Consider the following 26,244-nt stretch of genomic DNA (forward strand, 5'->3'; position numbering starts at 1 on the left):
GATGACCGGCTTCCTCCGCCCGGAGAGTCTTCCCCTCGACCAGCAGCTGCGCGCCCGCGCCCGGCAGGTGCTCCCCGGCGGTGTGTACGGGCACATGAAGGCCGATCACACCCTGCCGCCGTCGTGGCCGCAGTTCTGGGAGCGTTCGCACGGCCCGTACGGCTGGGACGTGGACGGCAATCGCTACATCGACCTGATGTGCGCCTGGGGCCCGATGGTGCTCGGCTACCAGGACCCGGTGGTCGAGGCCGCGGCCGCCGAGCAGGCGGCCCGGGGCGACACGATCAGCGGCCCGAGCGCCCGGATGGTCGAGTTCGCCGAGCTGCTCACCTCGGTCATCCCGTTCGCGGACTGGGCGATGTTCGGCAAGAACGGCAACGACGCGACGTCCACCGCGATCCGGGTGGCTCGCTCGGCCACCGGCAGGGCCAAGTTCCTCAAGGCGACCCCGGCCTACCACGGGGCCAACGACTGGTTCACCCCGAACACGACCGGCGTGCCGGCCGGGGAGCGGGCCAACATCGGGTACTTCGCCTACAACGACATCGCCTCGCTGGAGGCGTCGGTGGCGCAGCACGACGGGGAGATCGCCGCGATCATCCTCACCCCGTTCCAGCACGACGCGCTGGTGCCGCAGCAGCTGGTCGACCCGGCCTTCGCCCGCCGGGCCCGCGAGCTGGCCACGGCCCAGGGCGCGGCGCTGATCATCGACGAGGTGCGCAGCGGCCTGCGCCTGGACCTGCGCGGGGCCTGGGAGTCCATCGGGGTGCGGCCCGATATGACGGCGTACTCCAAGGCCATCGCCAACGGGCACCCGATCGCCGCGGTGGTCGGCAGCGACTCGCTGCGCGAGGGCGCCTCGAAGATCTTCGTGACCGGCAGCTTCTGGTACTCCGCGGTGCCGATGGCGGCCGGGATCGCCACGGTGAAGCGGGCCGCCGAGCTCGACCTGCCGGCCGTGCTGAAGGCCTCCGGAGAGCGGTTCAAGCAGGGCATCGAGGCGCAGGGCGCCGCGGCCGGCCTGCCGGTAGCGATCACCGGGCCGGTGCAGATGCCGCACCTGAGCTTCGCCGACGACCCGGAGATGAAGAAGGTCTTCGCCTTCACCGACGCGGCCGTGCGGCGCGGCGTACTGCTGCACCCGTGGCACAACATGTTCCTGGCCGCCGCGCACACCGACGAGGTCGTGGACGAGGCGCTCGCGCGGATCGAGGGGGCCTTCGAGGAGCTGGCCGGACTGGGTCTGTGACCCGTTGGCGGTGGTCCGGGCAGGCCGTGCGGCCTCCCCGGACCACCGCTGGACCGGGCAGGGTCCGGGAGCAGGGAGAATGGCAGGGTGAGAGCCGATACACAGACCCCGGGACAGACGGCCGACGTCACCCCCGCACAGGTGCTGGCCGAGGCCGGCCGCCGTCGCACCATCGCCGTCATCAGTCACCCCGACGCCGGTAAGTCCACGCTGACCGAGGCGCTGGCGCTGCACTCCAACGCCCTGCGCGAGGCCGGGCACGTGCACGGGAAGGCCGGTCACGCGGGCGTCGTCTCCGACTGGCAGGACATGGAGAAGCAGCGCGGGATCTCGATCTCCTCCGCCGTGCTGCAGCTGTCCCACCGCGACCAGGTCGTCAACGTCGTCGACACCCCCGGTCACGCCGACTTCTCCGAAGACACCTACCGCGCCCTCACCGCCGTCGACGCGGTGATCATGCTGATCGACGCGGCCCGCGGCATGGAGGTGCAGACCCGCAAGCTCTTCGCCGTGTGCAAGGAGCGCGGCCTGCCCGTCATCACGGTCGTGAACAAGTGGGACCGGCCCGGCCGCGAGGCCCTGGAGCTGCTCGACGAGGTCGAGTCGGTCACCGGCCTCAGGCCCACCCCGATGACCTGGCCGGTCGGTATCGCGGGCGACTTCCGCGGCCTGCTCGAGCGCGGCACCGGTGCGTACGTGAAGTACACCAAGGCCCCCGGCGGTGCCACCCGCGCGCTGGAAGACCGGATGAACGCGCAGCAGGCGGCCGAGGCCGAGGGCGTGGCCTGGCAGCAGTCGGTCGAGGAGCACGAGCTGCTCTCGGCCACCGGCGCCGACCACGACGAGGAGGAGTTCCTGGCCTTCCGCACCACCCCGGTCTACTTCACCGCCGCCGTCGCGAACGTGGGCGTCGGTCAGGTGCTGGACGCCATCATCGACGTCGCGCCCGCCCCCCACGACCAGCTCGACGTGGCCGGGCGCACCCAGGCCCTGACGGCGAACTTCAGCGCCCAGGTGTTCAAGACCCAGACCGGGATGAACCCGGCCCACCGCGACCGGCTCGCGTTCGCCCGGGTCCAGACCGGTGTCTTCCACCGCGGCATGACGGTGCGCGACAACCGCAGCGGCCGCCCGATGGTGCTCAAGCACGTGCAGACCGTCTTCGGCGCCGACCGTTCCACGGTCGACGTGGCCTGGCCCGGTGACGTCATCGGTCTGGTCAACGCCCGCCACGTCAACGTCGGCGACACCCTGTCCGAGGCGGGCAAGATCGCCTACCCGCCGCTGCCGGTGTTCGCCCCCGAGCACTTCCGCACCGTGCGCCCGGCGGACCTGAGCTTCGGCAAGCAGTTCCGGCAGGGCCTGCGCGAGCTCGATGCCGAGGGGGTCGTGCGGGTACTGACCTCCGACTCGCGCGGTGACGGCGAGCCGGTCCTGAGCGCCGTCGGCGTGCTCCAGTTCGACGTGGTGCAGCACCGCATGACCCACGAGTACCGCTCGGCCGTGGTGTTCGGTGAGCTGCCCTTCTCGACGGCCCGGATCATCGACCCGGCCGACGCCCCGGTGGTGCGCGGCCACCGCGGTACCGAGGTGGTCTCGAACGCCGAGGGCCGCTTCTTCGCCCTGTTCACCGACGAGTGGCGGGTGCGCAGCTTCGAGCGCGACAACCCGGGCGTGAAGCTCCAGGAACTGGTCGTGACGAGCAACTGAGGGTCCTGAACGGGATGACCCGCCGGCGGAGTTCCGTCAGCGGGTCATTTTGTTCGGTGGTGCTGTTCCGGGCCGGGCTTCAGGCGGGGGTGAGGGTGCCGGCCACCTCGGCGGCCAGGTGCTGGGCCCAGCGGCGGGCGTGCTCGAGCTCGCGGCCCTCGAGCGGGCCCAGGGTGTCCCGGGTGTAGAAGGACTCGTGCCGCATCACGCGCATGCCCAGGTGGTGCAGGCGGTGGCTGACCGGGTCGGCCGGGTTGTCGGCGGTCGCCGGGAACGGCGTGTACACGCTGGTGTCGAACGAGACCGCGGGGATGTCGGCGGGCTGCAGGCGCTGCAGCCACTCGCACACGCCGATGCCGGTGGAGCGCGCGGGGATCCCGGCGCGGTGGGCCTGCGTCACGGCCAGGTGCCGGGTGGCCTCCAGGCCGGCGGGGGCGCCGACCACGAGCAGGCCCACGTCGTCGGGCAGGACCAGGGGTGCGCTGGCCACCGTGTGGATGTCGGTGCGCAGGACGGTGCCTAGCCCGGCCGCGACCGCGCGGGCCACGGACTCGGTGTTGCCGAACATGGATTCGTACACCAGCAGTGCCCTCATGTCAGTTCCTCTGAACGTCTGTCCGCAATGGTTTTCCGGTTGCCCTCAGGATGGCTTGAGGACGCCGCGGCCGGGCAGGGGCGGAGGTCCCCGGGAGGCCTCCACCCGGGTGGGGAAGGTAGGGCCGAAGAACCCGGGCCCGGGATTCCCGGTGAGGGTCCCCTTAGTTTTGTGCGTGGCCAAAAGGCTTGCCAGGACTCCTGTCCCACACAGTCGCGCAGGAGATCAGCGAGTGGCGTCTCAGGTTCGGGACCATGGCCTCTCCGAGACAAAACCATTCATTGAAAGGATGTCGTCACGAGCTGAGGAGCGGCCGGTCGGCCACCAAAACGGAAGTGAAGATGTGATGACCTCCTTCGAGAATCTGCTGTCCCCGGGCCGGATCGGATCGCTGGAGGTGCCCAACCGGGTGCTGCTCGCGCCGATGGGCACGGAGATGTGCACCCCGGACGGCAGGAGCACCGAGCAGGAGGCCGCCTACTACGCGGCCCGGGCCGCCGGCGGCACCGGCATCGTGATGAGCGGCATCAACGCCGTGCAGTCCGACACCGAGCCGATCACGGCCGGTCTGGGCCGGATCGACACCGACGAGCACATTCCGGGGATCGCGCGCATCGCGCAGCGGGTGCACGAGGAGGGGAGCCTGTTCGCCCTCCAGCTGACGGCGGGCCTGGGGCGCAACATCAACACCGTGCAGCCGGGCACCGTACCGGTGTCCGCCTCGGACAACACCTGGTTCGCCGACGCGTCCATTCGTTGTCGCCCTCTGACACTCGACGAGATCGCGGTCATCGTGAGGCGTTTCGGTGAGGCCGCAGTGCGGGCGCGCGCCGCGGGCGTGGACATGATCGATCTGCACGGCCACACCGGTTACGTGCTCGACCAGTTCCTCAGCCCGGTCTGGAACCGCCGCACCGACGCCTACGGTGGCTCGGTCGAGAACCGGGTGCGCCTGACCGCCGAGATCGTCGCCGTGATCAAGGCGAACGCCCCCGGTATGCCGGTCAGCTTCCGGCTCTCGGTGCACCACCGCTTCGAGGGCGGGCGCACCCCGGACGACAGTCTCGACATCGCAAGGGAACTCGAGAAGGCCGGGGTCGACCTGATCATCGCCGACGAGGGCTCGTACGAGGCGATGGACTACGTGTTCCCGCCCTACTACCTGGGCGACGCCTGTATGGCCGATGCCGCAGCGGTTCTCAAGGATGTGGTGACCATCCCGGTCGCGGCGGTCGGCAACCTGCGCCCGCAGGACGGGGAGCGCCTGCTGGCCGAGGGGAAGGCCGATTTCATCGCGATCGGGCGCGGCCTGATCGCCGACCCCGACCTGGTGAACAAGCTGAGGGCCGGACGCCCGCAGGACGTGCGCCCGTGCATCCGCTGCAACGCCTCGTGCACCGGAAACGCTTTCTTCGGGAAAGCATTGGAGTGTGCGGTCAACCCGGCGGCCGGTCACGAGCTGGAACTTGGCCCGGTGCTGTCGGTCCGGCCCCGGCATGTGGTCGTGATCGGCGGAGGGCCGGGCGGGATGGAGGCGGCGCGGGCCGCGGCTCGGTGCGGTCACCGGGTGGACCTGTACGACCAGGGCCCGCAGCTGGGCGGGGTGCTGCTGCCGGCCGCCACTCCCGACTTCAAGCGGGAGCTGCGCTCGATGATCACCTGGTGGGAGGGGCAGCTGGCCGCGCTCGGCGTCACCGTGCACACCGGCGTCACGATCACCCCGGGCAGCCCGGAACTGGCGGAGGCCGACGAGATCATCGTGGCCACCGGATCGGTGCCGCTGCGGCCGCGGGCGATCGAGGGCCTGGAAGACCCGTCCGTGATCGACGTGCTGGCCTTTCATCAGGGGACGCCGGTCGGCCACCGGGTTCTGATCGCCGGGGGCGGGCTTTCGGGGGCGGACGCGGCCCTGGAGCTGGCCCGCGACGGCCACGAGGTGACGCTCGTCGAGGCGGCGGACGAGGTGGCCCGCGACATGCTGATGGTCAACCGGGTGACGTTGCTGCGCGACCTGGCGCACGCCGGCGTCACGGTGCTCACCGGCCACCGGATCTCGAAAATTGCCGGGGACGAGGCCATCGCCGAGGGCCCCGACGGCCTGATCGCCCTGCACGCCGACACCGTGATCAGCGCCTTCGGCCTGCTGCCCGCCCGCACCCTGGTCGAGCAGCTGCTGCCCGACGCCCGGGTGCACCCGGTCGGCGACTGCGTGCAGCCGGCCAAGGTCGGCGAGGCCGTGCGCTCGGGGTACGACGCGGCTCTGGCCCTGGGCTGAGGGGCGCTCGCCGGCGGGAGAGAAAATCACTGTCCCGCCGGCGGCCGGGTACGCCACCATGACGACTCATGACAGGAACGAGACGACGTCGTGCGACCCACCTGACCCGGGTGCTGAGGCTCACCCACGAACCGCGGAACGGTCACGGGGAGAAGATAAAAGGGATCTGCGAGAACAAGCGCCGGGTGAACCGGGTGAGCCGGCGCACCGACCGGCACCACCTCGCCGCCGTGTGCCGGGACAGTCAGGTCGCCGACCAGATCGCCGACGCCCGGCCCGGCCCCCGCCGCCCGGTGCGGTGCCACCTCCCGGCCCCGGAACAGGTTTAGCGGTGGCCACGAACCAAGGAGTCAGGACCAGGATTCCGGCAGCCTGAATGCCCTGAGGCGTTTGGACATGCCGACGGTGATCATTGTGGTGATCATGGGCTCGTGACGGAATCGGAGCGGAACGAACTGATCACGGCGGATGCGTCCCCGGGCGGTGATCCGGCGGATGCCGGTGAGCTGGCCGAGATCTCGGCGCTGGCCCAGCGCCGCAGCGACCGCTGGTTCACCGGCGTGAGGGTGTTCTCCCTACTTGCCGTCGCGGTGACGACGATCGTGGTGCTGGTGATCGGCGATGTCTCATCCGACGACGATTCGTCATGGTGGGTCTGGCTTTTCATTCTGGCGATCGCAGTCCTGCCCCTGGTGCTGATGCTCGCGGTGCTTCGGTGGCTACGGCGCCGGGGCGCGCGGTGGTTGCAGCCCGTGCTGGCGGCCGGGGTGGACCGCGAACGCCGCAAGAAGATCGCCAAGGCCATCCGGTCGGTGCGGCCCGTCGATCCGCGTGACCAGGTGGTGGCCCAGGACCTGGCCGAGCGCATCCTGATGCAGCGCTGGATACTCTTCGCGTATCTGCCCGTGCTGCTGCTCATGGTGGCCAGCCGGCTGCTCTCGTCGGATCGCTTCCTGTTCGCGGACGTGATGATCGGTGTGGGCGCGCTGGGATACCTGATCTCGTTGCCGCTGCACTGGCGCAACACCCGTCGGGCCCGCTCATGGATCGATCAGTACGGCACGGGCGGAACCGGTACGGCCGAAGCCGTACCGGACCGCCGGTCGGGTCAGGAGCAGGTGTAGATCACCGGGATCCGCGCGCCTCGCTCGCCGTCCTGCCCGACGACGCTGGTGCCGTCGAGGTCGCCGGTGACCAGACCGTCCTCGTTCCTCGCGATGTCGGCGCCATCGGCCGCCATGGCGGATTCGCCCGGGAAATCACCGGGTGCGTCGACGGTCTGGGCGTGCCAGGTGCACGACGGCGCGGTCGGGGCCGCGGTGGCCGGGGCGATGATCAGACCGGCAGCGACCACCGGACGGGCCGGCCGGACCAAAGTTCCGGCAAGATGACTGGTGAGCTCAACGCGATGGGGGATTTCCGAGGTCTGGCCGGACAACCGTTGACCAAGGCCATGATCGAGAATGCATACGTGTTCGTGATCATGCAAAGATCTTGGTGCCGGCGAGGATCAGGGTCAGGGGCTTGGGGCGGCCAGGGCGTGGATCAGATCTGGTGTCAGGGCGGGTGGGCAGTCGCTGACCTGGCCGTCGCCCAGTTCCATCACCCGCCAGACCCCGTCGCTGCGCAGGGCAAAATCGACTGTCACGAAGGGTAGTTCAAGGGCGCCGATGAGGCACGCGTAGACGCTCGGATCGAGCGGCGTATCCGGTAGCGCGGTGGGGGAGTCGGGGTGGGGTCCGGCCAGCACGCAGGCGCCGCCGATCCACCAGGTGCGCACCTCGGCGGGGGCCAGGTCCTCGAAGCGGCGCAGCACGTAGCCACCGGTGAAGCTGTCGTCGCGCAGTTCCCGGAACCGCGACGCGATCTTCCACGCCGCGTCGGTGTCGGTCAGGTCGGGGATGAACGCGGCCTCGGCCCAGTAGTGCTTCATCGACTTCGTCCAGTCGCGCAGCACCGCCGGCCCCGCACCCAGGGCGAGGCGGGCGCGATCGAAGCCCGCGCGTCCGTCATCGGTGCTCCACTCCGTGACCGGGGTGACCTCGCGCAGCGAGGGATACCAGCCGGGCAGCTCGTGCGCGGCCCGGAACTGTTCCACCCCGGTGACCAGGGACACCGACCGGGCGTGGAGGGCGTCCTCAAATCTGCCGTACTGCCCGGACGTGAGCATCCAGCCCCGGTAGAGCGCCGGCCCACCCCCGCGTGGCACCCGCTCCACCGCGCGCTCGGCGTCGCCCGACTGCAGCGCGTCGTGATCGACCAGAGCCACCGCGAGCCCCAGCTCGCGCGCGAGCGCGGCCTCGTCGGCGTAGTGCTCGTCGGGACGGCGGGCACGCAGCGGGTCGGCGGGCAGCAGAAGCATCACCCGCGCAGTATCGGTGCGCGGGCGGGCCCCCGTCACGGGAGTTTCGAGCCGCCCCCAACCCTTCGTGATCATGCAAAACCTCCCCGACCCTCGGGAACTCGGGCGCGAGGAGTTCTAGAACTCTGGGGAGGTTTTGCATGATCACGGGAAAGATCTTGGGCGTCGTGCACACGCCTACGGCCGACCGCGTAACCTACGTTCCCGTAGGTTTCTGTCGTCGTGAAGAGGAGTCCGCTGTGCCCGACGAATCGATCTGGGCGGGATCTTATGGCCCGGGCGTTCGGCTCCACCTCGAGTACGGCGACGAGACGCTGATCGATCAGCTCGACGGCGTCGTCTCGAAGTTCGCGGACCGGCCCGCCCTGGAGTTCCTGGGGCAGCGCACCACCTACGCACAGTTCGGGGAGAAGGTCGCCCGGGCCGCGGAGGGTCTGCGCCGGCTCGGGGTGAAGGCCGGCGACCAGGTCGCGATCCTGCTGCCCACCTGCCCGCAGCACATGATCGCCTTCCACGCCGTGCTGCGCCTGGGCGCCACCGTGGTCGAGCACAACCCGCTCTACACCACCGGCGAGCTGCGGGCCCCGTTCGCCGACCACGGCGCCCAGGTCGCGCTGGTCTGGGACAAGGCGATCGCCACGGTCGAACCGCTGCGGGCCGACCCGAACCTGGCGCTGCGCACGATCGTCAGCGTCGACATGACCCTCGACCTGCCGCTGGCCAAGCGCCTGGCCCTGCGCCTGCCGATCGCCAAGGCCCGCAAGACCCGCGAGGAGATGACCTCCCCGACCGCCACGGGCGTCCCCCTGTTCGCCGACCTCGCCACCGCACCGCCGCTGGCCGGTGACCACCCGCGTCCTGGCGCCGACGACGTGGCCGTGCTGCTCTACACCTCGGGCACCAGTGGTACACCCAAGGGGGTGCCCCTGCGTCACCGCAACGTGATCGCCGACTGCGTGCAGGGCGTCTCCTGGATCCCCGAGCTGAAGCACGGCCACGAGGTGGTGCTCTCGTCACTGCCGATGTTCCACGCCTACGGCCTGACCATCGGGGTGCTGTGCGGCCTGCGTCTGGGCGGTGAGCTGGTGCTGCTGCCCAAGCCCGACACCACGCTGCTGGTGGACGCGGTCAAGCGCCGCAGCCCCACCTTCGTGCCCGGCGTACCGCCGATCTACAGGCGCATCCTCGACGAGGCCAACCGCCGCGGCGTCCCGGTCAAGGGCATGAAGTACTCGCTGTCCGGCGCGATGACGCTGCCCGCCGAGCTGATCGAGCGCTGGGAGGCCGCCACCGGCGGGTTCCTGGTCGAGGGCTACGGCCTGACCGAGACCGCCCCGTGCATCGTCGGCAACCCGATGAGCCGCAACCGGCGCCCCGGCTCCATCGGCGTGCCCTTCCCCGACGTGCAGGTGCGCATCGTCGACCCCGAGAAGCCCTCCGAAGAGGTACCTCTCGGCGAGCGCGGCGAGCTCGTGGTGAAGGGGCCGCAAGTGTTCAGCGGCTACCGCGACCGCCCCGAGGAGACCGCCCAGGTGCTCGACGAGGACGGCTGGTTCCGCACCGGCGACATCGTCACCATGGCCCCCGACGGGTTCCTCACGGTCGTCGACCGGATCAAGGAAGTCGTCATCGTCGGCGGTTTCAACGTGTACCCCTCCGAGGTGGAGGAGGTGCTGCGCCGCCACCCGAGCGTCGAGGACGCCGCGGTCGTGGGCCTTCCCGGGGAGGACGGCGACGAGGTCGTGGCCGCCGTGGTGCCCGCCGACGGGCACACCGTGGACAAGGACACGCTGGCCACGTTCCTGCGCGAGGAACTCACCCGCTACAAGGTGCCGCGTCGCTTCGTGCCCGTGGAGAAGCTCCCCGTCAACCAGATGGGCAAGGTGCTGCGCCGCGAGGTCGCCGACCTGGTGCGGGAGATCGAGCAGCGGAAAGCCTGAAATTGAGGACGCGGCCGGGCCCCTGAGGGTGCCCGGCCGCCGGTCGGCCAGTGGTGGGGCTGGGGGGCCTGGCATGCTGAGGTGATGACGACCCGGGCGCAGGAGCTCCAGGCGCGGCTGCCGCGGCAGGCGCTGCGGGCCGACGACTCCTGGTGGCCCAAGCCCGCGCCGAACCCGTTCCGGCACGTGGTCGGAGCCCGCACCCTGCCACCCGGTGAGTGGCTGAGGCCCCGGCCGTTCGACGCGCCGCTCATCGCCTGGCGGCAGGCCCTGCTCGACGAGCAGGGACCGGCGGCGTTCGACGCCCTGCCCGGCACCGAACCCGCGGGCGAGGTGCTGCTGGAACTGCTCGGCGCCAGGAACCGGCCCGGCCGGCACCCGCTGGACACCGCCGGGCGCCTGGTCGCCGAAGACCTCTGCCTCGTCGACATCTCCGGCGGTGAACCCCGGCTCGTGGGTGCCAGCCTGGCCATGCCCAACCGCTGGCTGCTGGCCGACAAGCTCGGGCAGCCGATGATCGGCATCCACGTGCCCGTTCCCGGCTACGCCGAACAGCTCTCGGCCGCCGTGGACAAGTTCCTCACCAGCCTGCGCGAGCACCGCATCATGACCCGCGCCAACTGGGCCATCACCGACGACGACCGCCTGTTCCAGCCGGCCGCCGACTCCCGTGCCCGCCGCGCGGGCACCGTCACCACCGCCGACGAGGCCGCCGAACATCTGTACGTGCGCGTCGAGTACCAGACCCTGCGCCTGCTGCCCGGATGCGGCACCGTGCTGTTCACCATCCGCACCGCCCACGAGCCGCTGGCGGCGCTCGCCGACCGGGCCCGGGTGGCCGCCGGCCTGGCCTCGACCATCGAGGTCATGCCCCCGGCCGATCTCGACTACAAAGGTGTTCTGCCGTACCGAGACGCGGTACTGGCGCTGCTGAGGAGGTTTCGCGATGGCTGAGCAGTGGTTCGGGGTGCGCTGCGTGTACCGGTTCGCCGACGTGGACACCTACGAGGAGCGTGTCACCCTCTGGCGGGCGGCCACGCCGGACGAGGCCATCGCGCTCGCGGAAGAGGAAGCCGCCGAGTACGGCGAGATCGTCGGCGCCGAATACCTCGGCCTGGCCCAGTGCTTCACCATGTTCGACACGCCGGAGCACGGCTGTGAGGTCTTCTCACTGATGCGCACCAGCAAGCGGGAACCGGAGAAGTACCTCAAGCACTTCTTCGCCACCGGCAGCGAGCGTCAGGCCGGCTGAGCGAGGCCGAACAGGGCGCGGGCATTACCGGCGGTGAAGCGCTCGCGGTCGGCGTCGGTGGGGAACGCGGTGAGGAACTGCTCGATGTCGGCCGGGGTGGGCCGCTGGAACGGGTAGTCGGTGGAGAACAGCAGCCGGTCGGGCGTGGTGACCTCCAGGGCGTGGCGCAGCAGGGCCGGGTTCAGCATCCCGGAGCTGGTGATGTGGACGTTGGAGCGGAGGTAGTCCGACACCTTCCGCTCCAGGCCCGCGACGCGGGAGAGGCCGTCGGCCCGGTCGGTCCAGAACAGCAGCAGTTCACCCCAGTGGCCCAGCACGAGCTGGAGCTCGGGGTGGCGGTCGAAGGTGCCGCGGGCGATCAGGCGCAGGGCGGCCAGCGCGGCCTCCAGATGCCAGCCCCAGCCGAAGGTGGCCAGGGCCAGTTCGGTCATCGGGTCGAAACCGCTGTAGGCGGCCTCGCGGACCGGGCCCGAGGGGATCTGCGGGTGGATGAAGACCGGCTGGTGCAGCGCCGCGGCCGCGGCGAACAGGTCGTCGTAGCGCGGGTCGTCCAGGGGCGTCTCGCCGGTTCGCCCGTAGACCATCGTTCCCACGAACCCGAGCCCGGCAGCGCGTTCGAGCTCGGCGACGGCGGCCTGCGGGTCGGCCATCGGCAGCGTGGAGAACGCCCGCAGCCGGGAGGGGTGCCGGCCGACCGCCTCGGCGGCGAGGTCGTTGGCCCGCCGGGCCAGCGAGCGGGCCGGCGAAGGGTCCAGCGGCTGCGTACCGGGCGGGGCCAGGGAGAGGATCTGCAGGTCGACGCCCTGGGCGTCCATCGCGGCGATGCGCGCGTCGCCGATGTCGTCGAGGCGCTCGAGGTTGTCGCCCATCTCGTCGAACACGATGCTCGCGTCACCCCGGTCGCCGGGCAGGGCTTTCACCGCTGCGGTCAGCTCGGGCAGGTTCCAGTGCTCTTCGATCGCGATCAGGGCCACGTCAGGTCTCCTCGGGAGTTCGCTCAACCTCTGTTGAGTGAAGAGGCTACACCTCTCGCTCAACACCGGTAGAGTGAATTCATGGCCGGGACCTCTCGCGACGCGAAACGCGCGCTCACCGCACAGCGCATCCTCGAGGCCGCCCGGCAGGAGTTCGCGGCCCAGGGGTTCGAGGGCGCCACGATCCGGGGGATCGCCCGCGTGGCCGGGGTGGACCCGTCGCTGGTGATGCAGCACTACGGCTCGAAGGCCGCGCTGTTCCACTCGGCCGTGCAGCTACCGGTCGACGACGACAAGGTCGCCTCTGAGCACCTTCTGGAAGTGCTCACCGTGCGGCTGGGCGAACTGCCGCCGGAGACCAGGGCTCTCGTGCGATCCATGCTCACCGTGCCCGAAGCGACCGAGTCCATGCGGGCTTACCTCGACGAGCGCGTCGACAACCTGACCCGGTCGCTGGACGGGGACGACGCGCAGCTGCGGGCCCTGCTCACCGTCAGCGGCATCCTCGGCCTGACGATCACCCAGCACTTCCTGAAGCTGAACGCCTTCGACGGGGTCTCGCAGGAGGCGCTGCTGCGGGCCGCCCGCGGCTGGATCGCATCGCTGGCGGGCGATGAGCCAGTAACCTGATCACAGGCCGGAAGGAACGGCACCGGGCATCAGGATGGGGATATGACCACACAGGCATTCTCGCCGGGCAGTCAGATGCTGATCGTCGAGGAGCTGATGCTTCTCCTGCTCGACGACGAGAAGGGCTCGGTGGCCGGCAGCCCGTCGCTGCAGTTCCTGCTGGGCGGTGGGCTGCTGGTGGAGCTGGCCCTGCTCGAGCGGGTCGGGCAGTCGGAGAAGAAGTCGCTGCTGACCGGCCGTAAGTTGCTGGCCACGGGCACCGGGCCGCTGCCCGACCCGCTGCTGCAGGCGGCCTACGACACGATCGCCGAGAAGCCGCGCGGCGCCCAGCAGGCCCTGACGAAGATCGGCAAGGGCCTGCAGAAGACCGTGCCGGAGCGCCTGGTCGAGCGCGGCATCCTCCGCGAGGAGAAGAAGAAGATGCTCGGGGTCATCCCGCACATCGTGCACCCGGCCGAGAACACCTCGTACGAGACGCAGTTGCGGCGCAAGATCCGTCCCGTGCTGGCCGACGGGGCCACGCCCGACCAGCGCACCGCGTCGCTCATCGCCCTGCTCTCGGCCGGCAACGCGCTGAAGACCTCGCTGCGCGACATGGAACCGCCGCTGAAGTGGTCGTCCGACATCCGCCGGCGGGGTAAGGAGATCCAGGAGGGCGACTGGGGTGCCACGGTGGTCAGTGACGCCGTGAAGGCTGCGGCCGCCGCGATCACCGCGGCGACGGTCGCCGCCACGACGGCCGCCACCACCTCCGGCTGAGAAACCTCGTGGCCGCCCCTGCCGGTACCTGGTAGGCAGGGTTCATGACCTCACGGATCCGTCACCTCACGTTCGACTGCGCCGACGCCTGGGCCCTGGGCGGCTTCTGGAAAGACGTACTCGGGTACACCGATCATCCGGAGAACGAGCCCGGTGACGAGGAGTACCTGATCATTCCGGGCGACGGTGGGCCGGGCCTGCTGTTCATCCCGGTGCCCGAGGGCAAGTCCGCCAAGAACCGCATCCACTTCGACGTGGTCCCGCAGACCGGTACCCGAGACGAGGAGGTCGAGCGTCTCCTGGGCGTGGGCGCCACCCAGGTCAGCGATCACCGTCGGCCCGACGGCACGGGCTGGGTGGTGCTGGCCGACCCGGAAGGCAACGAGTTCTGCGTGGAACGCAGCCGTGCCGAGCGAAGCGCCGTGTAGTCAACGGCCGCATCATGCACATCGGCCGGGGGCCCCGCCGGTGCGCGAGCAGGCCGCGGGCCGGGCCCTTTTCGTGGCCCCGTCGATCTTCCGAGGGCCGGCCATCGGCATCACCACCCATGGTGCGCCGTTCGCAGGGGTGCCCGATCGTTGTGTACACCTGGTACCGGATGTACCAGGTGTACACAACGATCGCGAGCCGCTCCGGGTATCGGCCGGGGCGGGACGTTCGCTGGTCACTGCACTGGTCAATGGCTCGCTTCGTCAGCCGCTTCGTCAGTCGCGGAGACACTGCGCGGGCCAGTCGGACCGGTTGTCGGCCCGTGAACGGCTGAGATTCCAGGAGTACCAGGGGTGATCGTCTGGTAGCCGGGGCAGTGCACAGGGGCGGACGTCGTCGGGCAGCTTCGACAGGGCGGGGGTCGCGTCGGGCGACAGACGCGACAGATAGAAGACGTCGATGTCACCAGTGCGTTCGTAGCGGCGCACGTCGGCGGCGGCGACCACGGCATCGGGACCGGCCAGCGCCACGACCAGGAGACCGACGCCGGCCGAGCCCGCGGTCAGGCGGGGGAGCAGGTCGGTGCGGCGGACCAGCCAGGTGCCGCCGACCAGGACCAGTACCCCGACCACCCACAGCTCAAACGCGCCCGCGTTGAAACGGGTCACGGTCCAGCCGAACTCGCTCATGTACAGCCACAGGCGGCGCAGGGCGGAGATGGCCAGCAGCAGGGTCAGGGCCAGCAGGGGCCCGCCGCCCGCCGCGAGCAGCCGGCGGTGACGGGGCGCGGCCAAGCGCCCGGCCCAGCCGATGAGCAGCAGCACGAGCACCGTCACCACGATCAGCTGGCCGAACCCCTCACGGGCCCGTTCGGCGTGCGTGCTGGTCGGCGCCGCCGGCCCGGCGCCGAACAGGCGGGTGGCGTCGACGGCGAGGAAGGCCGCGATGGTGACCGCGACCAGCACCAGCGGCACCAGCCACTCGGCCGGGTGCCGGTCGCCCGGGCGGTCGGGAGAGCGGCGCGGCGCTGACGAGTCGGCGAAACCCAGACCGAGCACGAAGAGCGTCACGACACCGAACGTGATGATCCGGGCCGCGATCACGTCGGAACGGGGCACGTCGACCACGAACCAGCCCCCGACGTCCGACAGCACCTGCGCGAAGCCGGCATCGGCGCTGGCCAGCAGCGCGCCCACGATCACCGCGCAGACCAGGCCAGTGGCCACCCCACTGAACACCGAGGCCGGGGCCCGGAACGGCAGGTGCCGGGGCCGGTGCCGCAGCCCGGTCGCCGCAGCCCACGGAACGGCCCGCAACGTCGCCTCGCCGAACAGGAAACCCGTCGCCAGCAGCGTCTTCCAGGTCCGGGTGCCGAGCGACACGGTGGTGGCGAGCGTGGCCGAGGCGAGGATGCAGCCCACCACCAGCCACTCGCTCGCCCGCAGCACCGCCACCGTGCTGAGCAGCAGGGCGATCACGGTCAGGACGACGCCGGACCGGGGGTGTCCCTCGGCGCGTGATCGCCGGGACAGCAGCACGGTGGCCGCGATCAGGGAGGTGGTCACCGGCACGTTGATCCCGAACGCGGTGTCCGTCAGCAGAAAAGCGGCCGACCCGGCGCAGAGCAGCGCTCCCACCAGCAGTCTCAGCCGTGGTGGCGGCGGATCGGGCCAGTCCGGCGTGGACAGACCGAGGCCCGGGGTGTCGTTCATGCCGCCGACGGTAGGAGTGACCCGGGGAGCATCCTGTGGCCACGTTGTGGAGATTCCGTGAAGAACCATTTCTCCGTGATCATGCAAAACCTCCCCGGAGTTCTAGAACTCTTTCGGTCCGGGGCGGGCCGGGATCTCCACGCGGATCCGGCAGCCGTCACCGTCGGCGGGCACGACCGCGATCCGCCCGCCGTGCAGCACCACGGCCCAGCGGGCGATGGCCAGACCCAGGCCGGTTCCGCCGTCCAGTCGCGAGGTGCCCTGGGCGGCGGGTGATCCGGAGCCGAACCGCTCGAAAACGCTCTGCCAGTCCTCACGAGGGATGCCGGGTCCGTCGTCGGTCACCTCGAGGGCCAGACCCGAAATGGTGGACGAGGTGAGCGCGCGGGCGCTCACGGTCACCTTTCCGCCGTCCCCGGCGTGACGGGCCGCGTTGTCCAGCAGGTTGGTGAGCACCTGGCTCATCCGGGCGGGGTCGACGTCGGCGACCAGCCCGGGGGAGACGTCGACGGTGATCGAGGGTCCGGGCCGGGCGGTGCGGATCTCGGTCACCACCGGTGCGATCAGCTCCTTCAGGCCGACGGGCCGGCGCTGCAGCGTCTGCGCCCCGCCGTCGGTGCCGGCCAGGTGCAGGAACTGGGTGAGCAGGTCACCGAGCCGCTCGACCTGGGCCAGTACCTGACCCAGCGCCGGCTCGTCCGGGGCGCGCACCCCGTCCACCAGGTTCTCGACCTGGGCGCGCAGGGCGGCGACGGGCGTACGCAACTCGTGACCGACGTCCGCCAGCAATTGCCGTCGTTGCTGATCGACCGCGGCGAGCTGCGCGGCCATGACGGTGAAGGCCCGGGCCAGCTCACCGACCTCGTCGCGACTGTTGGTCTGCAGGGGCGGGGCCGGGCGGCCGGCCGCCAGTTCCCGCACGGCGGCGGTCATCTGGCGCAGCGGCAGGGTCATGCCGTGACCCACGACCTGGCTGACGGCCAGCACGATCAGGCTGGCGACGATCATGCCGTAGCGGGTGCGCCAGTGCAGTTCCACCACCGCGTACCAGGTCACGCCGGCGGTGAGCACCAGGTTCACCGCCACCAGGAGGGCGAACTTCATCTTGATCGAGGGCACCGGGTCGAGCGGGCGCAGCCGGTCCCAGAGTTCCGCAAGATGGTCCATCGTCGTCACGGTGTTTCCAGGGCATAGCCGACGCCGTGCACCGTGCGGATCCGGCCGGGCCCGAGCTTGCGGCGCAGCGCCTTCACGTGGGTGTCCATGGCCCGGGAGGTCTTCGGCGCCTCGGGCCAGGACCAGACCTCGGTGAGCAGGGTCTCGCGCAGCACCACCTCGCCCGCCCGGCGGCCCAGCGCGTGCAGCAGGTCGAACTCGGTGCGGGTCAGATGGATCTCCTGCCCGGCCAGATCCACCCGGCGGGCCGCCACGTCGACGGTCAGGCCCTGGCCCAGGTCCAGACCGGCCCGCCGGCGGGCCAGTTCCTCGGCCCGCTCCACCCGTCGCAGCAGCGCCCGGACCCGGGCCACCAGCTCACGGGGACTGAACGGCTTGGTCAGGTAGTCGTCCGCCCCGACCCCCAGGCCGATGATGCGGTCGGCCTCGTCGGCGCGGGCGGTGAGCATGAGCACCGGAACCGGCCGTACCGCCTGCACGCGGCGGCAGACCTCCAGCCCGTCCAGGCCGGGGAGCATGACGTCGAGCACCAGGAGATCGGTCTCGTCGCGGAAGGTTTCCACCGCCGCGCGCCCGTCGTGCACGACGTCGACGGCGAAACCCTCCTTCTTCAGCCGGCGCGCGACCGCGTCGGCGATCACCAGATCGTCTTCCACCACGAGAACCCGCTGCACGGGGTGAAACTACGGCATCTTGTACCCGGCATAATCCCCGTCATGGCTTCTTCCGGTCAGATCACCCGCCGCGTCCTGCTGACCGGGGTCTCGGGCCTCGCGCTGTCCGGCGCGGCCGTGGCCGGCTCGCTCAACGGCGTCCTGCCCGGACGGGCCCGGCTGCGGCGCACGCTGGGTATCGGGCAGGTGGTGGCGGGAGCGCCCGACGCCGGCGGCTCGGACCCGGCCTACGAGAGGTTCGACTCCGCCGCCCGGGGCCGGGAGGTCACGTGGGGCTGGGTGACCCCGCCCGGCCAGGACCCCGACGGGCTGCCGGTGGTGCTGGTGCTGCACGGCCGCGGTGACAACGCTCACTCGGCGTTCGACGGCCTGGCCCTGCACCAGTACCTGGCCCAGCACGTGCAGGAGGGTGGGGCGCCGTTCGGGGTGGTCTCCGTGGACGGCGGCGAGACCTACTGGCATCCGCGGGCGTCCGGCGACAATGCGCTGGCCATGCTGCAGGACGAGTTGCTGCCACGGGTCGCCGGGCTCGGCTTCAGCACGAAGAAGGTCGCCAGCATGGGCTATTCGATGGGCGGTTTCGGATCCCTCCTGCTGGCGCGCGAGGCCACCCACGGGCGCTTCGGCGAGCCCGGGCAGCTGGTGGCCGCGGCGGCGTCGAGCCCGGCCCTGTTCGCCGGCGGCGCGGCGAGCTCGGCCGGTTCCTTCGACGACGCCGAGGACTTCACCCGATGGGGTGCCCTGTCCCGCCGCCCCGGTATCAAAGGCGCGTTCCCGCTGAGTGTCTCCTGCGGCAGCGACGACCCGTTCTGTGCCGAGACGAAGCGGTACCGCAGCCGGTGCGACCCGGCGCCGCAGGGCTCGATCGGGGACGGGGCGCACACCACGAACTACTGGCGCAGCCAGGTGCCGGACCAGTTCCGTTTCCTGGCCCAGCACCTGGCCTGACCTCAGTCCCACAGCTCGACGCGGTGGGATCTCACGAGGGCCTCCATCCGGCTGAGCAGCTGATCGGCGGGCCGGGGGTCGAGGCGTCGTCCGTCGCGCAGGCGCAGGGCGACCTGACCGTCGGCGGCCTCGCGGGCCCCGATGACGGCCTGATAAGGGATCAGGCGGCTCTCCCGGATCCTGGCGCCCAGGCTGTCACCGTCCGGGGTGACGACCCGGGGGCGCAGCCCGCGGTCGAGGCAGCGCCGGGCCAGGTCCTGGGCGTGCGGCATCTCGGCGCCGGAGATCGGGATGATCGCCACCTGGTGCGGGGCCAGCCAGGGCGGGAAGGCGCCGCCGTGCTGCTCGATCAGGTGCGCCACCGCCCGTTCCACGCTGCCGATGATGCTGCGGTGCACCATGACCGGGCGGTGCCTGGCCCCGTCCGCGCCGACGTAGTGCAGGTCGAACTGCTCGGGTTGATGAAAGTCCACCTGCACGGTGGAAAGGGTCGACTCCCGGCCCACGCTGTCGGTGACCTGCACGTCGATCTTCGGCCCGTAGAAAGCGGCCTCGCCCTCGACCGCCTCGTAGGGCAGGCCGTCGAGCACCTCGGTCAGCAAGGCGGTGGCACGGTCCCATTGCTCCGGCGCCGCAACGTATTTGCCTCCCGGACCGGGCAGGGACAGCCGGTAGCGGGAGGCGGTGATGCCGAGCGCGGCGTAGGCGTCGCGGATCATCGCCAGCGCGGCCCGGGCCTCCTGTGTGACCTGGTCGAGAGTGCAGAAGATGTGGGCGTCGTTGAGCTGGATCGCCCGCACCCGGGTCAGGCCGCCGAGCACCCCGGACCGCTCGGAACGGTACATGCCGCCGAGTTCAGCCAGGCGGAAGGGAAGTTCGCGGTAGCTGTGCAGCCGTGACCGGTAGATCAGGGCATGGTGCGGGCACAGGCTGGGCCGCAGCACCACCTGCTCACCGCCCAGGTCCAGGGGCGGGAACATGTCGTCGCGGTAATGGCCCCAGTGGCCGGAGATGTCGTACAGCTCCCGCTTGCCGAGCACGGGGGAGTAGACGTGCTGGTACCCCGCCTTGCGCTCGGCGGTGCGGATGTACTCCTCCAGGGTGTGGCGCACGGTCGCGCCCTCGGGCAGCCAGTAGGGCAGACCCGCCCCGATCAGCGGGTCGGTGTCGAACAGGCCCAGCTCGCGGCCGATCTTGCGGTGGTCGAACATGATGGCTCTCCTCCGGGAAGAGGGGTGAGCGACCACACGAAAAAGCCCCGGGGTGCTCACCCCGGGGCTTTGAAAACAGGTTTCAGCGCGCCGGGAGACTTTCCGGCGTCGTCGTCATGGCAGCGCGCTTCATGCCGACCACCGTAGCAGGGCCGTCGCCGTTTCTCCCCGGGACCGGTGGGGTCACCGGTACTGCTCGGGCACGACCAGCCCGAACCGGTCGCACAGCGCCCGTACGTCGGCCCGGTCGTCGGCGTCCCCCGCGTAGGCATCGTGGAAGCGCACGACCCAGGCGGCGGCGATGCAGCTGACCGGCCGGTCGCCCAGGACGCCGTGCCCGGTCAGGGATTCCGCCGGGTACACGGCCCCTTTCCCCACCGGCCCGAGAACCCCGTTGTCGTGCTCGTCCAGCACGATGACGTGCAGATCGACGACCGCACCGCCGGGACCTGCCAGCAGGAAGTTCCAGGCCGTCGCGCCGTCCTCCCCGACCGCCGTGAACCCGTGGTGCGACAGGGTGCCGACGAAGGCGTCCAGGTGCCGGGCCTCGATCGCCAGGTCGAGATCGCCGTGGTCGCGGGTCTGCCGGCCCAGAAGGGCGTCGACGCCCCAGCCCCCGTCGATCCAGACGCGGGCGCTGCCGGCCAGGTCGAGCACGGTGAGCACGTCGCCGAGTTCGGTCCGGGATCCGGGTGGTGTGCTGGTCGCCATGTCCGGGATTCTCCGCCTCGCCGTGGGGCTGTGTGCGCATCCCGGGACGACCCGTTCACGCCTTACCGCCAGGCCGGCCAGAACCCTTCCACGCTGGGGGAGCTCGCGGTGACGCAGCAGACCCGTCGCACAGGTCAAGCGGTGTCGGCGGGGACTCCCGGCCTGTGCGACGGGTCGTTCTGGGGCTGGTGCGGTGATCCTCTATCGGACACCGGCCTCCCCTCCACCGTCGAGCGTTGTGGGCCGGCAATCGCCCGGCGGTTCGGCCGGGACGGCTGAAACCCCAGCGTCGGCCTACCGACGCGTGAGGACCCCGTTGCGCAGGGCGGCGAACATCCCCTCCAGGCGGGTGCGGTGGTCGTCGGTCGCACGCTCGGGCGACGCACCGGCGATGCGGCGGCGCGCCGTCTCCACCAGCACGCTGCTGTACCCGGCGATGAAGAAGGCGGCCAGCAGCGGGGCATCGCCGTCGAAGGTGCCGTCCTGCTCCAGCTCGGCGGTGAGGGTCTGCTGGAGGTCGGAGGCGATGTCGCGGGCCCGGGCGATCAGGGCGGGGGACGCGGCGAGCGTGGCGAAGAAGGGGTCGGACGCGGGGTCGAGGCCGGAGAGCGGGTGGCTGGTGGCGGTGAGCCCGAGCGCCATGACCCGCAGCGACTCCAGTACGTCGGTGCCCGTGGCGCGGTCGCGCACGGCCGACCGCAGCAGTTCGACGGCGTCTTCCGAGCGGTCCAGGAACAGGTCTTCCTTGCGGGGGAAGTGCTTGAACACCGTGACGCTGGAGACCCCGGCCTCCTTGGCGACCTGGGCGACCGTCACGTTCTCGAACCCGTGCTCGTAGAACAGTTTGTCCGCGATCTGGGCAATCCTCGCCCGCGTCTGCGGGCCGCCCCGCGTACTGGTCCTGGGCATCCGTCTCCCGTTGTCTTGTGTAACTTAGCTTAGTCACTTAGCTTAGTTGCATGACCTCCGAAGCCTCCACTGTAGGCGCCGCCCCCCAGTCCCTGCGCGGTGCCTGGATGGCACTGGCGGGCCTGTCCGCCGTGTTCCTGTTCGAAATGCTCGACAACTCGATCCTCAGCGTCGCCCTCCCCACCATCGGCCGCGAGCTGGACGCCTCCACCAGCGCCCTGCAGTGGGTCACCAACTCCTACGCGGTCGTCCTGGGCGGGCTGATGCTCGCCTTCGGAGCCCTGGCCGACCGGTTCGGCCGCCGCCGCATCATGCTCATCGGCCTGGCGCTGCTCGGGCTTGCGAGTCTGGCGACGGCCTTCGTCACCACCGCCGAGCAGCTCATCGCCGTCCGGGCCGTCATGGGCGTCGCCGCCGCGATGACCACGCCCGGCTCGATGGCCCTGGCCTTCCGCCTGTACACCGACGACGACCTGCGCGTACGGGCCACCACCCTGATCTCCACCGTCGGTCTGGTCGGGCTCGCGATCGGGCCGACGCTCGGCGGTTTCGTGCTCACGATCGCCCCGTGGCCGGTGCTGCTGCTGGTGAACGTGCCGATCGCCGTGCTCGCGTTCGCCGGGGTGCACGCCGGTATCGCCGCCGACACCGAGTCCGAACTGCACCGCGACCCCGTCGACGTCACCGGGGCCGGGCTGGCCACCGCGGCCATCGTGTTCGCGCTGGTCGCCCCCACCCTGTTCGTCGAGGAGGGCACCGGATCCGGGTGGCCGTGGGCGAGCGCCGCCGCGGCCCTCGCCGGGGCCGCCGGATTCGTGGTCCGTGAGCGCTCGGCCCGATTCCCGCTGCTCGACCTGCGGCTCGTGGCCCTGCCCCTGGTCTCCGGCGGCCTGGCGTTCAAGGCCGCGGCCGGGCTGGCCACCGCCGGCCTGGGCTACCTGGTGACGTTGCAGCTACAGCTGCAGTGGGGCTGGTCGCCGGCCCACACGGCGGTCGGCCTGCTGCCCCAGGTGGTCGTGCTCATCGCCGGCGGTGCGCTGGTGCGGCCGTTCGTCGAGTGCGTCGGTCTCGATCGCGCGGCCTGGATCAGCTCTGCGGCCGTCGTGTCCGGGCTCGCCGTCTACGCCGGGCTGGGCCGTCTGGCGTACGTCTGGATCGCGCTGGCCCTCGTGCTCGTGGCCGCCGGTCTGCGCGTGGTCGGTGTCGTCGCCGCGGTCAACGTGATGCGCGGCCTGCCGGAGAACCGCACCACGATCGGTGCGGCCCTCGTCGACACGGCCACCCAGGTCACCTCCGGCGTAGGTGTCGCCATTTCCGGCACCTTCCTGGCGGCCCTGTTCACCGGTGCCATCTCCGACCCGGACTGGAACGCCCACCAGATCGTCCAGTTTCAGCACGCGGTCACGATCGCCGCGCTCACGCTCACCGCCCTGGCCGCGGTGCTCGTGGGCTGGGGCTTCGCCCGCAGCCGACGAGCCACCGAGACCGTGTCGCTGTGAAGCGCGAGCTGTCCGGCGATCTGTCAGTCGAACGGGGAGACCCGGATCAGGTTGCCGTCCGGATCCGTGACCACGAACGTGCGCCCGAACACCTCGTCGTGGGGCTCCTCGGCCACGGTGACGCCCTTGGCCACCCACTGCGCGAAGAGCTCGTCGACCGGCTGCTTCGTCATCAGGCCGACCTCGGAAGTACGGGGCACCTGCGGTGTCACGGTGTCGGAGCGTCCGCTCCAGAGGGCGAAGAGCACACCCGGGGCCGCCTCGAACGGCACGTAGCGGGGGGTGAGCATCACCGGCTCGATCCCGAACAGGTTGCTGTAGAAGGCCGTCGCGCGCGGCACGTCGGTCACGTAGATCAGGAAAAGGTTGGGCGCTGTCATGACGTCAGAGTGTCGCGATAACCTGACACCGACTGTCAGGTTATCGGCAAGGAATGTCCATGGCCCGTCCTCAGCGACTGATCGAGCTGCTCGCCGCCCTCCAGGCGCACCCGCAGACCACGGCCCCCGACCTGGCCGCCGAACTCGGGGTCTCGGTGCGCACGGTGCTACGTGACATTCACGACCTGGTCGCCACCGGCATCCCGGTCGTCACCGAGCGCGGGCGCTACGGCGGGGTCAGCCTGCTGCCCGGCGACCAGGTGGACCTGTCCCGGCTCACCACCACCGAGGCCGACCTCCTGCGCACGGTCGGGCTGGACCTCGACCGTGCCCGTCAGCTGGGCGGGGAGTCCGCGGCGCGCTCGGCGCTGGGCAAGCTCGACCGTGCCCGCCGGTCGGGCGGGGAGTCCGCGGCGCGCTCGAAGCCGGGCAAGCTCGACCGCGAACGCCGGGTCGTGAACTCCTCACCGCTGTCCCTGGCCGACGTCGTCACGGTCGACAACCGCCCGTGGTTCACCGACGACCCACCGGCCGTCGACGTCGCCGCGCTCGCCGATGCCCTGCGCACCGGCCACCGCCTGACCCTTCGGTACCGGCGCAGCGGTACCGACCGCGTCCATCATCTGACGGTCGACCCCTACGGTCTACTCAGCCGGGGCGGGCGCTGGTACCTGATCGCCGACGAGCTGGGCATCCCCCGAATGTTCGCGCTGGCGAGGGTTTCCGGCTGGGAGGCGCTGGACGAACCCCGCCGGCTGCGCGAGGGCGCCGACCTCGCGTCCGTGGCCCGGCAGCTGGGGGAGAAGCTGGAACGCCGCGACGAGGTGATCGTCACGGCCCATCTGGCGCGCGACCGGCTCGACCTCGCGCGCCGGATTCTCGGCACGCGGCTGCGGGAGATCACCGATCTGGATGATGGACGCGTGTCCCTGACGGTCGCGTACGAGGAGACCGCGGGTGTGCGGCAGCTGCTCCAGTTCGGGGAGCACATCGAGATCGTCGCTCCCGAGCCGGCCCGACGGCTGGTGAGGGATCTCGCGCAAAGGCTGATGGACGTCCATCATTTAATCGAGAGGGATGGATCGTGAACCGGCACATCGGGTTCGAGCGGCTGCACAATGTCCGCGATCTGGTCGGCTACCGCACGAGTGACGGGGCTTACGTGGTGCCGCGCACGGTCTATCGGGCGGACTCGCTGGGCAAGCTGCAGGGGGCCGACTGGGAGACCTTCCTGGGCCTGGGCATCCGCACCGTGATCGACCTGCGCCATCCCTGGGAGATCGAGGCCCGGGGCCGGGTGCCCGAGGCGGAACGCTTCGAGTACGTGAACCTGAGCATCGAGCACCGGCCCTACGACCAGGCCATGATCGACCCGGATCTCGATCCGTGGCGCTACCTGGCCGACCGCTTCGCCGAGGTGGCCGATGACGGGGCCGACGAGATCCGGCGGGTGATCGGGCATCTGGCGCAGTCGCCGGTTCCGGTGGTGTTCCACTGCACGTCGGGAAAAGACCGCACCGGCCTGATCGCGGCCCTGCTGCTCACCCTGCTCGGGGTCCCGCGCGACGACGTGCTGGCCGACTTCGCCCTCACCGAGCTGGCGACGGCCCGGCTACTGGCCGACTGGCACACCGCGAACCCGGACCGGCAGATGCGATGGCCCTGGTACGGCCGGGCCCCCGCGGTGGTCATGGAGCTGACTCTGGCCGACCTGGAGGCTGAATATGGTTCGGTGCAGGGGTATCTCACCGATCACGTGAACCTGGATCCGGAGACGGTGGAGCAGTTGCGACGTCGGCTTCTTACCGATGTCAGGGCGGAGCCCGGGCCGGGAACCTGAGGTCCCGGCCCGGGCTGTCCTAGGCGTTCGTCACGCGTGCAGGGTGTCGAACAGGAACTCGCCGGCCTGGCGGGTCGCACCCAGGGCGGCCTGGGTGTCGCGCATCGAGTTCACCATCACGAAGTCGTGGATGATGCCCTGATAACGCACGGCCGTGACCCGCACGCCGGCCTGGCGCAGCTTCGCGGCGTAGGCCTCGCCCTCGTCGCGCAGCACGTCGGCCTCACCGGTGATGACGAGGGCCTGGGGCAGGCCGGCCAGGTCGTCGAGGGTTGCCCGCAGCGGGGAGGCGGTGATCTCGGCGCGCTGGGCCTCGTCGGTCGTGTACTGGTTCCAGAACCATTTCATGCCCTCGCGGGCCAGGAAGTAGCCGGTCTGGAACTGCTCGTACGAGTCGGTGTCGAAGTTCGCGTCGGTCACCGGGTAGAACAGCACCTGCGCCGCGATCGCCGGGCCGCCGCGCTGCTTGGCGCGGATCGTCGTGGCGGCGGTCATGTTGCCGCCGACCGAGTCGCCGGCCACCGCGATGCGTGAGGGGTCCATACCGTGGTTCGCGCCTTCGGCGGCGATCCACTCCAGGGCCGCGTAGACCTCGTCGATGGCCGTCGGGTACCTGGCCTCGGGGGAGAGGCTGTAGTTCACGAAAACCGTTGCGGTCTGGGCGCGGACCGTGAGCTCACGGACGAGGCGGTCGTGCGTGTGGGCGTTGCCGAACACCCAGCCCGCGCCGTGCGTGTACAGCAGCACCGGCAGCGGGCCGGTCGTGCCGACCGGGCGGAGGATCCGGATCGAGACCGAGCCGGAGGGGCCGCCGGTGATGGTCAGCTCCTCGACGTCGGCCTCGGGGACGGCGACGTCACCGCCCTGCACACCGTCGACCGCGGCGCGGCCGTCGGCGGGGGTGAGCTCGTAGAGGAACGGCGGCTTGCTGGTCGCGTCGGCGAATTCCTGGGCGGCGGTCTCGAGGACGGGTTCTTGTCCGGGCATGAGAATGACTTCCTAAAGGGGT

General features: G+C 70.9%; 27 protein-coding genes. 15 read left to right on the forward strand and 12 right to left on the reverse strand.

What is annotated here, in order from left to right:
- The first annotated feature begins 1 nt into the window (after nt 1).
- Together LR393_RS21525 and LR393_RS21530 are read left to right on the forward strand one after the other, a co-directional pair.
- Complete coding sequence (locus LR393_RS21525) at nt 2-1,249, forward strand: aminotransferase class III-fold pyridoxal phosphate-dependent enzyme (RefSeq protein WP_231485934.1); 1,248 nt, start codon at nt 2-4, stop codon at nt 1,247-1,249.
- Nucleotides 1,250-1,336: 87 nt separating this feature from the next.
- Nucleotides 1,337-2,959 (forward strand): peptide chain release factor 3, encoded by a 1,623-nt coding sequence (locus LR393_RS21530; protein ID WP_231485935.1) that lies wholly within the window; start codon nt 1,337-1,339, stop codon nt 2,957-2,959.
- A 79-nt stretch (nt 2,960-3,038) separates the two neighbouring features.
- Here LR393_RS21530 and LR393_RS21535 read toward each other — a convergent pair whose 3' ends face one another.
- Nucleotides 3,039-3,554 carry a flavodoxin family protein gene (locus LR393_RS21535; protein ID WP_231485936.1) on the reverse strand — a complete coding sequence of 172 codons (516 nt, stop codon included), beginning with the start codon at nt 3,552-3,554 and terminating at the stop codon, nt 3,039-3,041.
- Nucleotides 3,555-3,900: 346 nt separating this feature from the next.
- Between LR393_RS21535 and LR393_RS21540 the strand changes: the two genes are divergently transcribed.
- The 3 genes from LR393_RS21540 (at nt 3,901) to LR393_RS21550 (ending at nt 6,953) form a co-directional block, all read left to right on the forward strand.
- On the forward strand, nt 3,901-5,829 hold the full coding sequence (locus tag LR393_RS21540; protein ID WP_231485937.1) for an oxidoreductase: 1,929 nt from the start codon (nt 3,901-3,903) through the stop codon (nt 5,827-5,829).
- A gap of 68 nt (nt 5,830-5,897) precedes the next feature.
- Nucleotides 5,898-6,158, forward strand: a complete 261-nt coding sequence (locus LR393_RS21545) for a hypothetical protein (protein WP_231485938.1) — start codon at nt 5,898-5,900, stop codon at nt 6,156-6,158.
- 102 nt (nt 6,159-6,260) lie between these two features.
- Nucleotides 6,261-6,953: a hypothetical protein gene (locus tag LR393_RS21550; protein ID WP_231485939.1), complete on the forward strand. Its 693-nt coding sequence runs from the start codon at nt 6,261-6,263 to the stop codon at nt 6,951-6,953.
- Here LR393_RS21550 and LR393_RS21555 read toward each other — a convergent pair.
- Both LR393_RS21555 and LR393_RS21560 read right to left on the reverse strand, forming a co-directional pair.
- Nucleotides 6,938-7,183 carry a hypothetical protein gene (locus LR393_RS21555; RefSeq protein ID WP_231485940.1) on the reverse strand — a complete coding sequence of 82 codons (246 nt, stop codon included), beginning with the start codon at nt 7,181-7,183 and terminating at the stop codon, nt 6,938-6,940. The genes LR393_RS21550 and LR393_RS21555 overlap by 16 nt on opposite strands.
- Before the next feature lie 162 nt (nt 7,184-7,345).
- Complete coding sequence (locus LR393_RS21560; protein ID WP_345718636.1) at nt 7,346-8,191, reverse strand: ATP-grasp domain-containing protein; 846 nt, start codon at nt 8,189-8,191, stop codon at nt 7,346-7,348.
- A gap of 239 nt (nt 8,192-8,430) precedes the next feature.
- Between LR393_RS21560 and LR393_RS21565 the strand changes: the two genes are divergently transcribed.
- From LR393_RS21565 to LR393_RS21575, 3 genes are all read left to right on the forward strand, one after another.
- Entirely contained in the window at nt 8,431-10,131 is a 1,701-nt protein-coding gene (locus LR393_RS21565; protein ID WP_231485942.1) for a long-chain-fatty-acid--CoA ligase, read from the forward strand.
- An 84-nt stretch (nt 10,132-10,215) separates the two neighbouring features.
- Entirely contained in the window at nt 10,216-11,085 is an 870-nt protein-coding gene (locus LR393_RS21570; RefSeq protein WP_231485943.1) for a heme-dependent oxidative N-demethylase family protein, read from the forward strand.
- Nucleotides 11,078-11,383: a DUF4288 domain-containing protein gene (locus tag LR393_RS21575; protein WP_231485944.1), complete on the forward strand. Its 306-nt coding sequence runs from the start codon at nt 11,078-11,080 to the stop codon at nt 11,381-11,383. The genes LR393_RS21570 and LR393_RS21575 overlap by 8 nt, the downstream gene beginning before the upstream one ends.
- On the opposite strand, the gene LR393_RS21580 is transcribed toward LR393_RS21575, so the two are convergent.
- Entirely contained in the window at nt 11,371-12,357 is a 987-nt protein-coding gene (locus LR393_RS21580; protein WP_231485945.1) for an amidohydrolase family protein, read from the reverse strand. The genes LR393_RS21575 and LR393_RS21580 overlap by 13 nt on opposite strands.
- Before the next feature lie 81 nt (nt 12,358-12,438).
- On the opposite strand from LR393_RS21580, the gene LR393_RS21585 reads away from it, so the two are divergent.
- Genes LR393_RS21585 through LR393_RS21595 form a run of 3 tightly spaced genes read left to right on the forward strand, consistent with a single transcriptional unit; the run spans nt 12,439 to nt 14,174 of the window.
- Complete coding sequence (locus LR393_RS21585; RefSeq protein ID WP_231485946.1) at nt 12,439-12,987, forward strand: TetR/AcrR family transcriptional regulator; 549 nt, start codon at nt 12,439-12,441, stop codon at nt 12,985-12,987.
- 42 nt (nt 12,988-13,029) lie between these two features.
- A complete protein-coding gene (locus tag LR393_RS21590) occupies nt 13,030-13,746 on the forward strand; it encodes a GOLPH3/VPS74 family protein (RefSeq protein WP_231485947.1) in 717 nt (238 codons plus the stop codon).
- 44 nt (nt 13,747-13,790) lie between these two features.
- A complete protein-coding gene (locus LR393_RS21595; protein ID WP_231485948.1) occupies nt 13,791-14,174 on the forward strand; it encodes a VOC family protein in 384 nt (127 codons plus the stop codon).
- A gap of 276 nt (nt 14,175-14,450) precedes the next feature.
- Here LR393_RS21595 and LR393_RS21600 read toward each other — a convergent pair whose 3' ends face one another.
- From LR393_RS21600 to LR393_RS36560, 3 genes are all read right to left on the reverse strand, one after another.
- Complete coding sequence (locus tag LR393_RS21600) at nt 14,451-15,887, reverse strand: DUF4153 domain-containing protein (RefSeq protein WP_231485949.1); 1,437 nt, start codon at nt 15,885-15,887, stop codon at nt 14,451-14,453.
- Nucleotides 15,888-15,989: 102 nt separating this feature from the next.
- Nucleotides 15,990-17,054, reverse strand: a complete 1,065-nt coding sequence (locus LR393_RS21605) for a HAMP domain-containing sensor histidine kinase (protein WP_231485950.1) — start codon at nt 17,052-17,054, stop codon at nt 15,990-15,992.
- A gap of 5 nt (nt 17,055-17,059) precedes the next feature.
- Nucleotides 17,060-17,737, reverse strand: a complete 678-nt coding sequence (locus tag LR393_RS36560; RefSeq protein ID WP_231485951.1) for a response regulator transcription factor — start codon at nt 17,735-17,737, stop codon at nt 17,060-17,062.
- Between the two features lie 42 nt (nt 17,738-17,779).
- Here LR393_RS36560 and LR393_RS21615 point away from each other — a divergent pair, with 42 nt between their 5' ends.
- Nucleotides 17,780-18,685 (forward strand): alpha/beta hydrolase, encoded by a 906-nt coding sequence (locus LR393_RS21615; RefSeq protein WP_231485952.1) that lies wholly within the window; start codon nt 17,780-17,782, stop codon nt 18,683-18,685.
- Between the two features lie 2 nt (nt 18,686-18,687).
- Here LR393_RS21615 and thrS read toward each other — a convergent pair whose 3' ends face one another.
- The 3 genes from thrS to LR393_RS21630 all read right to left on the reverse strand — a co-directional run bounded on the left by thrS (nt 18,688) and on the right by LR393_RS21630 (nt 21,516).
- Nucleotides 18,688-19,932, reverse strand: a complete 1,245-nt coding sequence (thrS, locus tag LR393_RS21620; protein WP_345718637.1) for a threonine--tRNA ligase — start codon at nt 19,930-19,932, stop codon at nt 18,688-18,690.
- A 147-nt stretch (nt 19,933-20,079) separates the two neighbouring features.
- A complete protein-coding gene (locus LR393_RS21625) occupies nt 20,080-20,607 on the reverse strand; it encodes a nucleotidyltransferase domain-containing protein (protein WP_231485954.1) in 528 nt (175 codons plus the stop codon).
- Nucleotides 20,608-20,901: 294 nt separating this feature from the next.
- A complete protein-coding gene (locus LR393_RS21630; protein ID WP_231485955.1) occupies nt 20,902-21,516 on the reverse strand; it encodes a TetR/AcrR family transcriptional regulator in 615 nt (204 codons plus the stop codon).
- A 50-nt stretch (nt 21,517-21,566) separates the two neighbouring features.
- Between LR393_RS21630 and LR393_RS21635 the strand changes: the two genes are divergently transcribed.
- Entirely contained in the window at nt 21,567-23,015 is a 1,449-nt protein-coding gene (locus LR393_RS21635; RefSeq protein ID WP_231485956.1) for an MFS transporter, read from the forward strand.
- Between the two features lie 23 nt (nt 23,016-23,038).
- On the opposite strand, the gene LR393_RS21640 is transcribed toward LR393_RS21635, so the two are convergent.
- On the reverse strand, nt 23,039-23,395 hold the full coding sequence (locus LR393_RS21640; RefSeq protein WP_231485957.1) for a VOC family protein: 357 nt from the start codon (nt 23,393-23,395) through the stop codon (nt 23,039-23,041).
- Nucleotides 23,396-23,454: 59 nt separating this feature from the next.
- On the opposite strand from LR393_RS21640, the gene LR393_RS21645 reads away from it, so the two are divergent.
- Both LR393_RS21645 and LR393_RS21650 read left to right on the forward strand, forming a co-directional pair.
- Complete coding sequence (locus LR393_RS21645; protein WP_231485958.1) at nt 23,455-24,483, forward strand: helix-turn-helix transcriptional regulator; 1,029 nt, start codon at nt 23,455-23,457, stop codon at nt 24,481-24,483.
- Nucleotides 24,480-25,235: a tyrosine-protein phosphatase gene (locus LR393_RS21650; RefSeq protein ID WP_231485959.1), complete on the forward strand. Its 756-nt coding sequence runs from the start codon at nt 24,480-24,482 to the stop codon at nt 25,233-25,235. The genes LR393_RS21645 and LR393_RS21650 overlap by 4 nt, the downstream gene beginning before the upstream one ends.
- Nucleotides 25,236-25,265: 30 nt before the next feature.
- On the opposite strand, the gene LR393_RS21655 is transcribed toward LR393_RS21650, so the two are convergent.
- Entirely contained in the window at nt 25,266-26,222 is a 957-nt protein-coding gene (locus LR393_RS21655; RefSeq protein WP_231485960.1) for an alpha/beta hydrolase, read from the reverse strand.
- Nucleotides 26,223-26,244: the final 22 nt, after the last annotated feature.

Source organism: Kineosporia mesophila (assembly GCF_021129235.1).
GTDB classification, from domain to species: domain Bacteria; phylum Actinomycetota; class Actinomycetes; order Actinomycetales; family Kineosporiaceae; genus Kineosporia; species Kineosporia mesophila.

Coding starts and splice junctions, on each gene's coding strand:
- LR393_RS21655 (WP_231485960.1), bottom strand. CDS start 26,222: ATGCCCGGACAAGAACCCGTCCTCGAGACCGCCGCCCAGGAATTCGCC.
- LR393_RS21605 (WP_231485950.1), bottom strand. CDS start 17,054: ATGGACCATCTTGCGGAACTCTGGGACCGGCTGCGCCCGCTCGACCCG.
- LR393_RS21625 (WP_231485954.1), bottom strand. CDS start 20,607: ATGGCGACCAGCACACCACCCGGATCCCGGACCGAACTCGGCGACGTG.
- LR393_RS21645 (WP_231485958.1), top strand. CDS start 23,455: ATGGCCCGTCCTCAGCGACTGATCGAGCTGCTCGCCGCCCTCCAGGCG.
- LR393_RS21570 (WP_231485943.1), top strand. CDS start 10,216: ATGACGACCCGGGCGCAGGAGCTCCAGGCGCGGCTGCCGCGGCAGGCG.
- LR393_RS21560 (WP_345718636.1), bottom strand. CDS start 8,191: ATGCTTCTGCTGCCCGCCGACCCGCTGCGTGCCCGCCGTCCCGACGAG.
- LR393_RS21540 (WP_231485937.1), top strand. CDS start 3,901: ATGACCTCCTTCGAGAATCTGCTGTCCCCGGGCCGGATCGGATCGCTG.
- LR393_RS21615 (WP_231485952.1), top strand. CDS start 17,780: ATGGCTTCTTCCGGTCAGATCACCCGCCGCGTCCTGCTGACCGGGGTC.
- LR393_RS21630 (WP_231485955.1), bottom strand. CDS start 21,516: ATGCCCAGGACCAGTACGCGGGGCGGCCCGCAGACGCGGGCGAGGATT.
- LR393_RS21535 (WP_231485936.1), bottom strand. CDS start 3,554: ATGAGGGCACTGCTGGTGTACGAATCCATGTTCGGCAACACCGAGTCC.
- LR393_RS21600 (WP_231485949.1), bottom strand. CDS start 15,887: ATGAACGACACCCCGGGCCTCGGTCTGTCCACGCCGGACTGGCCCGAT.
- LR393_RS21595 (WP_231485948.1), top strand. CDS start 13,791: ATGACCTCACGGATCCGTCACCTCACGTTCGACTGCGCCGACGCCTGG.
- LR393_RS21585 (WP_231485946.1), top strand. CDS start 12,439: ATGGCCGGGACCTCTCGCGACGCGAAACGCGCGCTCACCGCACAGCGC.
- LR393_RS21545 (WP_231485938.1), top strand. CDS start 5,898: ATGACAGGAACGAGACGACGTCGTGCGACCCACCTGACCCGGGTGCTG.
- LR393_RS21525 (WP_231485934.1), top strand. CDS start 2: ATGACCGGCTTCCTCCGCCCGGAGAGTCTTCCCCTCGACCAGCAGCTG.
- LR393_RS21590 (WP_231485947.1), top strand. CDS start 13,030: ATGACCACACAGGCATTCTCGCCGGGCAGTCAGATGCTGATCGTCGAG.
- LR393_RS21575 (WP_231485944.1), top strand. CDS start 11,078: ATGGCTGAGCAGTGGTTCGGGGTGCGCTGCGTGTACCGGTTCGCCGAC.
- LR393_RS21640 (WP_231485957.1), bottom strand. CDS start 23,395: ATGACAGCGCCCAACCTTTTCCTGATCTACGTGACCGACGTGCCGCGC.
- LR393_RS21635 (WP_231485956.1), top strand. CDS start 21,567: ATGACCTCCGAAGCCTCCACTGTAGGCGCCGCCCCCCAGTCCCTGCGC.